General features: G+C 63.8%; 10 protein-coding genes. 6 read left to right on the forward strand and 4 right to left on the reverse strand.

Translation table 11 applies throughout. The features are described 5' to 3' along the window. Positions 1 to 58: 58 nt before the first annotated feature. Both AC1D1Y_RS22765 and AC1D1Y_RS22770 read left to right on the forward strand, forming a co-directional pair. Entirely contained in the window at positions 59 to 646 is a 588-nt protein-coding gene (locus AC1D1Y_RS22765; protein WP_477684345.1) for a pseudouridine synthase, read from the forward strand. Between the two features lie 154 nt (positions 647 to 800). Then, complete coding sequence (locus AC1D1Y_RS22770; RefSeq protein WP_477684346.1) at positions 801 to 2,678, forward strand: M48 family metallopeptidase; 1,878 nt, start codon at positions 801 to 803, stop codon at positions 2,676 to 2,678. 53 nt (positions 2,679 to 2,731) lie between these two features. On the opposite strand, the gene AC1D1Y_RS22775 is transcribed toward AC1D1Y_RS22770, so the two are convergent. Beyond that, a complete protein-coding gene (locus AC1D1Y_RS22775; RefSeq protein ID WP_477684347.1) occupies positions 2,732 to 3,631 on the reverse strand; it encodes a helix-turn-helix transcriptional regulator in 900 nt (299 codons plus the stop codon). A gap of 77 nt (positions 3,632 to 3,708) precedes the next feature. Between AC1D1Y_RS22775 and AC1D1Y_RS22780 the strand changes: the two genes are divergently transcribed. Both AC1D1Y_RS22780 and AC1D1Y_RS22785 read left to right on the forward strand, forming a co-directional pair. After that, on the forward strand, positions 3,709 to 4,599 hold the full coding sequence (locus AC1D1Y_RS22780) for an SDR family oxidoreductase (protein ID WP_477684348.1): 891 nt from the start codon (positions 3,709 to 3,711) through the stop codon (positions 4,597 to 4,599). An 83-nt stretch (positions 4,600 to 4,682) separates the two neighbouring features. Then, a complete protein-coding gene (locus tag AC1D1Y_RS22785) occupies positions 4,683 to 5,288 on the forward strand; it encodes a DUF938 domain-containing protein (protein WP_477684349.1) in 606 nt (201 codons plus the stop codon). On the opposite strand, the gene AC1D1Y_RS22790 is transcribed toward AC1D1Y_RS22785, so the two are convergent. The 3 genes from AC1D1Y_RS22790 to AC1D1Y_RS22800 are packed head-to-tail and all read right to left on the reverse strand — an operon-like array spanning position 5,285 to position 6,498. After that, complete coding sequence (locus AC1D1Y_RS22790) at positions 5,285 to 5,635, reverse strand: DUF2200 domain-containing protein (RefSeq protein WP_477678168.1); 351 nt, start codon at positions 5,633 to 5,635, stop codon at positions 5,285 to 5,287. The two genes, AC1D1Y_RS22785 and AC1D1Y_RS22790, sit on opposite strands and share 4 nt — an antisense overlap. A gap of 22 nt (positions 5,636 to 5,657) precedes the next feature. Further along, entirely contained in the window at positions 5,658 to 6,017 is a 360-nt protein-coding gene (locus tag AC1D1Y_RS22795) for an ArsR/SmtB family transcription factor (RefSeq protein WP_477684350.1), read from the reverse strand. Further along, on the reverse strand, positions 6,001 to 6,498 hold the full coding sequence (locus AC1D1Y_RS22800; RefSeq protein WP_477684351.1) for an SRPBCC family protein: 498 nt from the start codon (positions 6,496 to 6,498) through the stop codon (positions 6,001 to 6,003). Before AC1D1Y_RS22800 ends, AC1D1Y_RS22795 begins: the two co-directional genes overlap by 17 nt. A gap of 284 nt (positions 6,499 to 6,782) precedes the next feature. On the opposite strand from AC1D1Y_RS22800, the gene AC1D1Y_RS22805 reads away from it, so the two are divergent. Together AC1D1Y_RS22805 and AC1D1Y_RS22810 are read left to right on the forward strand one after the other, a co-directional pair. After that, complete coding sequence (locus AC1D1Y_RS22805; RefSeq protein ID WP_477654867.1) at positions 6,783 to 7,001, forward strand: hypothetical protein; 219 nt, start codon at positions 6,783 to 6,785, stop codon at positions 6,999 to 7,001. A 7-nt stretch (positions 7,002 to 7,008) separates the two neighbouring features. Then, entirely contained in the window at positions 7,009 to 7,890 is an 882-nt protein-coding gene (locus tag AC1D1Y_RS22810) for a peptidoglycan DD-metalloendopeptidase family protein (protein ID WP_477684352.1), read from the forward strand. Positions 7,891 to 8,071: the final 181 nt, after the last annotated feature.

Consider the following 8,071-nt stretch of genomic DNA (forward strand, 5'->3'; position numbering starts at 1 on the left):
TCACGATGAAAATCGCGATCACGCGACGCACTTTGAGGCGGATCCACATCACAACAACATGCCTCACCCGTCCACCCCCGCCGCCGCACCTCCCCGCCTCATCTGCTTCAACAAACCCTATGGCGTGTTAAGTCAGTTCACGCCGGAAGGCCGCTGGCGCGGGCTGAAAGATTTCATCGCCCTGCCCGGCGTCTATGTGGCCGGGCGGCTGGATGCCGACAGTGAAGGCCTGCTGTTGCTGACCAGCGACGGCCAATTGCAGGCGCGCATCAGCGACCCGCGTTTCAAGATGCTCAAGACCTACTGGGTGCAGGTGGAGGGCGAGCCGAGTGATTCGGCGATGGCCGCATTGCGTGGCGGCGTGTTGCTCAATGACGGCCCCACGCGGCCCGCGAACGCCGAGCGCATGGAGGCCCCGTCCGGCCTGTGGGAGCGTGAACCGCCGGTGCGGGTGCGCAAGGCCATCCCGACCTTCTGGATTGCGCTGGGCATACGCGAGGGCCGCAACCGCCAGGTGCGGCGCATGACGGCGGCCGTGGGCCACCCGACCTTGCGGCTGATCCGCGCGTCCATCGGCCCTTATGCGCTGGACGGCATGGCGCAAGGCACCTGGCGTGAAACCGAAGAGCTAGCGGACGCCGGCTGAGCATTTCAGCGGATTCGAAGGCCGGCGAGGTCTTTGGAAACAAACTGCAACAGCACCCGTTTTGGTGAATTGTTGCCCTCCAATTCGACGGCCAAACGCATGGCCGCCCGTATGATCGGCCGGTTCAAATCCAAAACTCAAAAGGACGCTCCCCATGGCTGCTGCGCGCACGATCCACGCCGACCTCTGGCGGGTTTTTTTGCTGACCCTGGCATCGCTCTTTCTCATTCCGGCGGTCACGCTGGTTTTCACGCACTACGCGCTGCAGTCCGAGGACAAGGACTTCATTCAGCGTGTCAGTTCCCAAATCAATGCCGCCAAAGACCTGACGCCGGCGCAGAAGGCGGACGAGATTGCGTTTTACGACACGCACAGGCTGTCGATGGCCTGCGCCGCCACCGGGCCGGAGAACCAGGTCTTTCACGACAAGGTGTGCAGCGCGTATTCCATGCACTGGTGGTTTCACTGGGCCGAGCGTGCCGCCTTCTGGACCTTGATCCTCGGAGCCGCGCTGCTGGTGGCGGCCGGCGTGCTGGGCGCGCTGGCCTTTGTCAACCGCGGCCTGCGTTATGCGAGCTTTGTGGCGGGTTGGCGGCTCATGACCATTTCAAGCGCGGTGGAGGTCACCTTGCAAAGCGCCATGCTGGTGTGGCTGTCATTCTGGCTCACGGCTTATTTCTGGCACAGCTACTACATCAAGCTGGTCGGCCTGGCCGGCATCATGGCGGCCCTGGCGGTTTTTTATGCCATCTACACGCTGTTCAAAAAATTGCCATCGGGCAACACCATTGAAGGCGAGCTGCTGTCTGAAGCCGACGCCCCGCGCCTGTGGGATCGCATTCGCCAACTGGCGGGCCGCGTCAAGACATCCCCGCCGGACCAGATCATTGCGGGCATCGACAACAACTTTTTCGTGACCGAAGCACCCTGCACGGTGGCTGGGCAGACCCTGACGGGCCGCACGCTGTTTGTCAGCATCCCGCTGCTGCGGGTGCTGGACACCACCGAGGCGGACGCCGTGCTGGCCCACGAGCTGGCCCACCTGGGCGGCGGCGACACGCGCAGCAGCGCCGCGTTGGGCCCCAAGCTCAACCAGTTTGACCTCTACACCTGGCAAATGCGCAGCGGCGGCTTGACCATCGTGGCGCACTACCTGCTGCGCCTGTACCGCATGGTGTTTGAGTTTGCACTGGCACGCGACAGCCGCGAGCGCGAGTACACCGCCGACCGTGTGGCCGCCAAGCTCACGGCGCCGCAGTCCATCGTGCAATCGCTCATCAAGATCTCGGCGTATTCCAGCTACCGCAACACGGTAGAGAACAAGCTGTTTGAGCAGGAGCAACAGCACAGCGGCGCGCTGGGCATTGCCGGCTTTGTGGCTGAGGGCCTGCACCCTTATGCCCGCTCGGGTGAATTTGTGACGGCCATGAAAACCGCCGCCGTGCCGCACCCCTATGACACGCACCCACCGCTGGTGGAACGCATGCGCAATGTGAACCACAAGGTGGCTGAAGACAGCTACGGCGCCATTGTGACCACCGTGCCTCAAGCCACCTGGGCCGACGAAATATCGACCGCCGCCGCCATCGAGCAGCGGCTGTGGACAGACTACGAGCAGCGGTTTGCCGCCGCGCATGAGCAAASCCTRGCCTACCGCTACGAGCCGGCCAACGAYGAAGAGCGTGAGATCGTGCTGCGCTACTTTCCGCCGGTGTCGTTTGACCTTGGCAATGACAAGCGCATTGACATCAGCTATGAAGGCCTGCATGCCACGGCGGACGATGGCGTGCCGGTGTCATGGGACGAGGTCAAGGGCATGACATTCAACAGCAGCAGTTTTGGCAACACGCTCACCGTCACGCACTTCGACAAGGGCATGCTGGGCGCGCGCACCAGCACGATCAAGCTCAAGGGCCTGGGCAAGCAGGAAGAGCACTTCAAGGCGGTGCTGGGGAGCTACTGGCAGCGCCACCAGATCATGCGGGCGCAGCAAAAAGCCCGCGCCGCTGAAACTGAAACCGAAACGGCCTGAAACACGCCGGAGATTGAAGGGCCGGCGAAAGCCGGCTCGCAATTCACCGGCTTTCAGCGCTTTTCTTTTTTCAAGCGCCCGGCCTTGTTCGCCATCAACAAGGCCACCCCCTCCACATCCGCCGCCGTCACCGGCGTGAACACAATCATGCTCAGCCCGGCCGCACTGTCGACCGGGAAGGACTGGTACTCGAGCGTGAWGGGCCCGGCCGGCGCGCGCTCGATTTTCTTGACGCCGACGTAGTGGCTGCTGGTTTCGTTATCGGCCCACAGCCGGCGAAAGTCTTTGCTGCCGGCCTGCAGTTCCTCGGCCAGCGCGGCCGCTTCGGGGCTGTCACCGGCCCGCGCCGCGTCGACGCGAAAGGCGGCAATGGCAAAACGCGCATTGGCCTCCCAGTCGGGCATGCCGCGCATAACCGGGTCGGTGAACAGGCGCCTGAGCAGGTTGCGCCCGCCGGGCGGCTGTGCGGCGTAGTCGCTCAGCACCGCGGCCGCCGCGGCATTCCAGGCCACGATGTCCCAGGTGAGTGTCTTCACGACGGCGGGGTGGGTGGGCATGCCATCGAGCACGCGCTGCAGGGCGGGCGTGAGGGCGGCCGATGATGTGGCGCCCTTGATCGGCGGCGGCCGCTGCTGGGCCAGCAAAAACATGAACTCGCGGTCAGCCCGGTCCAGTGCCAGCGCGCGGGCGAGGCGTTCCAGCACCTCGTCAGATGGCGGGCCGCCGCGGCCCTGCTCCAGCCAGGTGTACCAAGTCACGCTCACATGGGCGCGCGTGGCCACTTCTTCACGCCGCAGGCCGGGCGTGCGGCGGCGGCTGTCCGCGCCCGCTGCGGGCGGCAGGCGCGCGCGGCGGTCGCGCAGGAAAGCGCCCAGCGTGAGCGGTGCCGTCTGCCCCGCTTGCGCAGGCTGTTCCGGTTGTGTTGTGGGGGTCGTCAGGGTGTTAGTGCTCATACCTGTATACGCTCACGGCTTTTGCAAATAGGAGTGGCGACGCAAGATGCGGGCTCATTGATTTTCAGGAGTTCAGTATGCGTGTTTTCTTGACCGGAGCCACAGGCTTCATCGGCTCGGCCATTGTGCAGGAGCTGCTTTCCGCAGGCCACGAGGTGCTGGGCCTGGCTCGCAGCGATGCGGCCGCCAACACGTTGGTGCGGCTGGGTGTGCAAGCCCATCGCGGTGAACTGGCCGACACCGTCAGCCTGGCCGCCGCGGCCAGGGCCTGCGACGGTGTGATCCACACCGCTTTCATTCATGACTTTTCAGCGCACGCCGCTGCCGCCGAGACCGACCGCCAGGCCGTCACAGCCATGCTGGGCGCACTTGAAGGCTCGGGTAACCCGCTGGTAGCGACATCGGTCACCGTGCTGGCGGCGCATGCCCACCCGGCGACGGAGGACATACCCGTGCCTGAAGCCTCGCCCAACCCGCGTGCAAAAGCGGAGGCCATGGTGCTGGCCGCTGCCGGCCGGGGGGTGCGCGCCAGCGTGGTGCGGCTGCCGCCCTCGGTGCACGGCGCGGGCGACTATGGTTTTGTGCCCATGCTGCTGCGTATTGCGCGCAGCAAGGGGGTATCAGCCTTTATCGGCGAAGGCGCCAATCGCTGGCCGGCGGTACACCGGCTGGATGCGGCGCGCCTCTTCAGGCTGGCGCTGGAAAGCGCCCTGCCCGGCGCGCGCCTGCATGCCGTGGCCGAGGAGGGCCTCACGCTGCGCGTGATTGCCGAGGCCATAGGCGCGGGGCTGGGTGTGCCTGCGCACGGCATCGCGGCCGATGAAGCGCAGGGCCATTTCGACTGGCTGGCGCGCTTTGTGGCTATCGACAACCCGAGCTCGAGCGCCCTCACCCGCGCTTCTTTGGGATGGCAGCCACGGGAAGCAGACTTGCTGGCGGACATGCGGGACGGTGGCTATTTCAGCTGACGTCAGCTGACGTCAGCTGAGAGTCAGTTGTGATTAGTTGAAACCAGTTGAGATCGGCAGGGGTGTGCGGTTTAATCACACCCATGCCAAGCCCGAACTTCAGCCCCGCGGCAGACCGCAACAAACAAGCCATCTTCGACGTCCTGCGCAAGGTCTTGCCCGGGCAAGGCAGCGCACTCGAAATCGCCTCCGGCACAGGCCAGCACGTCGCCTGGTTTGCGGCGGGCCTGCCGCAATGGACCTGGCAACCCACCGATGCGATACCGGTCGCACTGGGCTCGATCTCGGCCTGGGTGGCCGAGCAAGGATTGCTGAATGTGCGCACTCCCCGGGTGCTCGACGTCATGGCGCCCGAGTGGCTTCCGGGCACTGAAAAATTCGACCTGATCTATTGCGCCAATATGCTGCACATCTCACCCTGGGCGACCTGCGCCGCGCTGATGCAAGGCAGCACGCGCCACTTGGCGGCCAGCGGTGTGCTGGTGACCTATGGGCCTTACCTGGAAAACGACGTGCCGACTTCGGAAGGCAACCTGTCGTTTGACCAAAGCCTGCGCGCGCAGGACCCGGCTTGGGGCATCCGCCGCAGGGAAGAGGTGGAACAGGAGGCGGCGCGAGCCGGCCTGCGCTTGAAAGCGCGGCATGCGATGCCGGCCAACAACCTGTTGCTGGTGTGGGGCCGGGCTTAGGCCCGCAGGATTTTCTCCATCGCTTTGCCTTTCGCCAGCTCATCAATGAGCTTGTCCAGGTAGCGTATTTTTTGCATCAGCGGATCCTCGACCTCCTCCACGCGGACACCGCAGACAACACCCTTGATCAGCGAAGCATTCGGATGCATGGCGGGTGCCTGGGCGAAGAAAGTTTCGAAGTCGTTCTGCTGCTTTATTTGCCGATCCAGTCCCTTTTGGTCATAACCCGTCAGCCAGCAAATGATCTGGTCGACTTCTTCTTTGCTGCGGCCTTTGCGTTCGGCTTTGTGAACCAGCATCGGATAGACCTTGGCGAATGCCATCGAGAAAATCTTGTGTGCGGCCATCGTTGTTTCTCCTGTGGGTGGCCTAGGCCTCCAGCGACGCTTTCAGGCGGCCCAGCGCCTGGTCCCACTGCTGGGCGATCAGGTCCAGCGAACGCCGCGCTTCGTCGAGTTGCTGCGGATCAAACTGCCACAGGCGCTCGCGACCCACCTTGACGTGGTGCACCAGGCCCGCATCGGCCAGCACGTGCAGGTGTTTGGTCACGGCCTGGCGGGTGATGTCGGTGGTGGACGTTAATTGGGCTATAGACACAGCCCCGCCCACGCAGAGCACCGCCACCAGGCGCAAGCGGGTTTCGTCGCCCAGGGCGGCGAAGACGCCTGCGGGGCCGGGCTGGGGGGGCGGGGTTTCGCGGGTCCGGGCAGGCTTACTGGGTGGTGACATATTTCTGGATATTAACCAGCTGACCTTCCCAGCCGCCGGTGTTCATGCGGATCGCGTCTGCGCGGCGGGCCGCCGGTATCTTGTCAAAGCCTGATTCGACCACAGTCAGCAGCGTGCCCTTGCCCGTGTCTTTGAGCGTGAACTCCACCAGCGTGGTGGGCTCTTTTGAATAGTCGACGGCCGGGTCTACCGCATAGGGGTGCCAGCGGTAAGAAAACAGTTTTTCCGGCTCTATGCGCTCAATCAAGGCGTCGAACATCACGTGCCGGTAGCCCTCAATGGTGATCTGGCCTTGCACCTGCTGGCCGGCCACGAACTTTTTGCCCTTGAGCGCCGCGCCGAACCAGTTGCCGAACTCCTCGGCATTGGTCAGCGCGCGCCATACCTGTGAAACAGGGGCGTTGATCAAGGTGCTGCGTTCAATACGGTCCGTGGATGAAGTGGATGAAGTGGATGAAGTGGATGAAGTGGATGAAGTCATATGCAATCTCCTTGTTGCATGAATTGTGCATGGGAAAATACCGTAACGCAACCATTTGATTGCATTAATTTGAAACCGTTTTCAACACCGTTCCGTCAAATGCAAGCAGATGCCATGCCCTCACCACATGGCGAAAATTGCATGCTAAATGCCTCATCGGCGCCTGCGCCAAGCCCTCTTCAAAGTGGTATTCGCCTACACGGTTTGGCCCGCGCTGCGTGTCAAATAGAGGTGTCCGGCGTTTACCGCCCATCGCCCTTCGCCTAACCCTGCAGGAGACAGCCATGCCCCAGTTCGCCATGATTACCGGTGACGTGACTTACACACCGGGTGACGGTACGCCGATTGAAATCCCGCGCGTGCGGGTGGAAGTTGCACTGGAGCCCGACAGCGCCACGCTGAGCTGGGACGCCGGCGACGGCGTGCGCGCCGTGACGGCCATTCCGCGCATCCAGTTCGACGACTATGTGAACGAGGGAAAAATCACCATGACGCCGCAATAATGGCGCCATGCATTCCCTTCATTCACGCGCCCCCATCCCTTTATCCCTGACCCGCCGCTCGGCGCTGCTCGCCGCCACAGGCTGGCTGGCCTTGCCGGCCTCGGGCCTGGCTGAAACGCCCTCCTCCGCCATCTGGCCGCGCGCCTCGCAGGTGCCCGGCGGCGTGGCGCTGCTGTCGCTGGGCCCGGCGGCGCAGCGGCCAGCCGCCCATGCCGGCGAGGTCCCCCTGCTGGTGCTAGGCGATGCGAGGGAATGGACGGCGCTGCTGGGCATCGCGCTCTCGGCCCAGCCCGGCGAGGCCAGCATCACGGTGCAGGCCGCGGACGGCAGCCGGCGCGACATCGCTTACACGATAGCGCCCAAGCACTACAGCGAGCAGCAACTCAAGGTCGAGCCCCGCACGGTGGACCTGTCGCCCGAGGATCTGGCGCGCTACGAACGCGAGCGCGCGCACCAGGAGGCTGTGATGGCGATCTTCAGCGAACCCCTGCCGCAGAGCTCCTTGCGCATGCGCGTGCCGGTGCCGGGAAGGCGATCAAGCTCCTTCGGCCTGCGGCGCATCTTCAACGGCCAGCCACGCAACCCGCACAGCGGCATGGACATCGCGGCCGCCACCGGTACACCTGTTGTGTCGCCGCTGCCGGCGCGGGTGATTGATACCGGTGATTATTTTTTCAACGGCAACACGGTTTGGCTGGACCATGGGGGTGGGCTTTTGAGTATGGTTTGCCATTTGAGTGCGGTGGATGTGAAGGTTGGGGATTTGCTCAAGACTGGTGAGCGGGTTGGGGCTGTGGGGGCTACTGGCCGGGTTACCGGGCCGCATTTGCATTGGGGTGTGATGCTGAACCGTTGCATGGTGGATCCGGCTTTGTTCTTGGTTGGTTGAGCTTGCTACGGCCTGTGGTCTTGGCCGAGGTCYGCTGGCCGGGGTCGCCCGGCGGCGACTCACTTTTCTTTGCTTCGCCAAAGAAAAGTAAGCAAAAGAAAGGCGACCCGCAGTCTGGGTCCCTACGCTTCGCTTCGGGCAACCTGCGGTGCTCGACTACGGCGGGGTCTCGCTAAACTCG

The organism is Polaromonas sp. P1_G1 (assembly GCF_056405595.1).

Coding starts and splice junctions, on each gene's coding strand:
- AC1D1Y_RS22765 (WP_477684345.1), top strand. CDS start 59: ATGCCTCACCCGTCCACCCCCGCCGCCGCACCTCCCCGCCTCATCTGC.
- AC1D1Y_RS22780 (WP_477684348.1), top strand. CDS start 3,709: ATGCGTGTTTTCTTGACCGGAGCCACAGGCTTCATCGGCTCGGCCATT.
- AC1D1Y_RS22785 (WP_477684349.1), top strand. CDS start 4,683: ATGCCAAGCCCGAACTTCAGCCCCGCGGCAGACCGCAACAAACAAGCC.
- AC1D1Y_RS22790 (WP_477678168.1), bottom strand. CDS start 5,635: ATGGCCGCACACAAGATTTTCTCGATGGCATTCGCCAAGGTCTATCCG.
- AC1D1Y_RS22795 (WP_477684350.1), bottom strand. CDS start 6,017: ATGTCACCACCCAGTAAGCCTGCCCGGACCCGCGAAACCCCGCCCCCC.
- AC1D1Y_RS22800 (WP_477684351.1), bottom strand. CDS start 6,498: ATGACTTCATCCACTTCATCCACTTCATCCACTTCATCCACTTCATCC.
- AC1D1Y_RS22805 (WP_477654867.1), top strand. CDS start 6,783: ATGCCCCAGTTCGCCATGATTACCGGTGACGTGACTTACACACCGGGT.
- AC1D1Y_RS22810 (WP_477684352.1), top strand. CDS start 7,009: ATGCATTCCCTTCATTCACGCGCCCCCATCCCTTTATCCCTGACCCGC.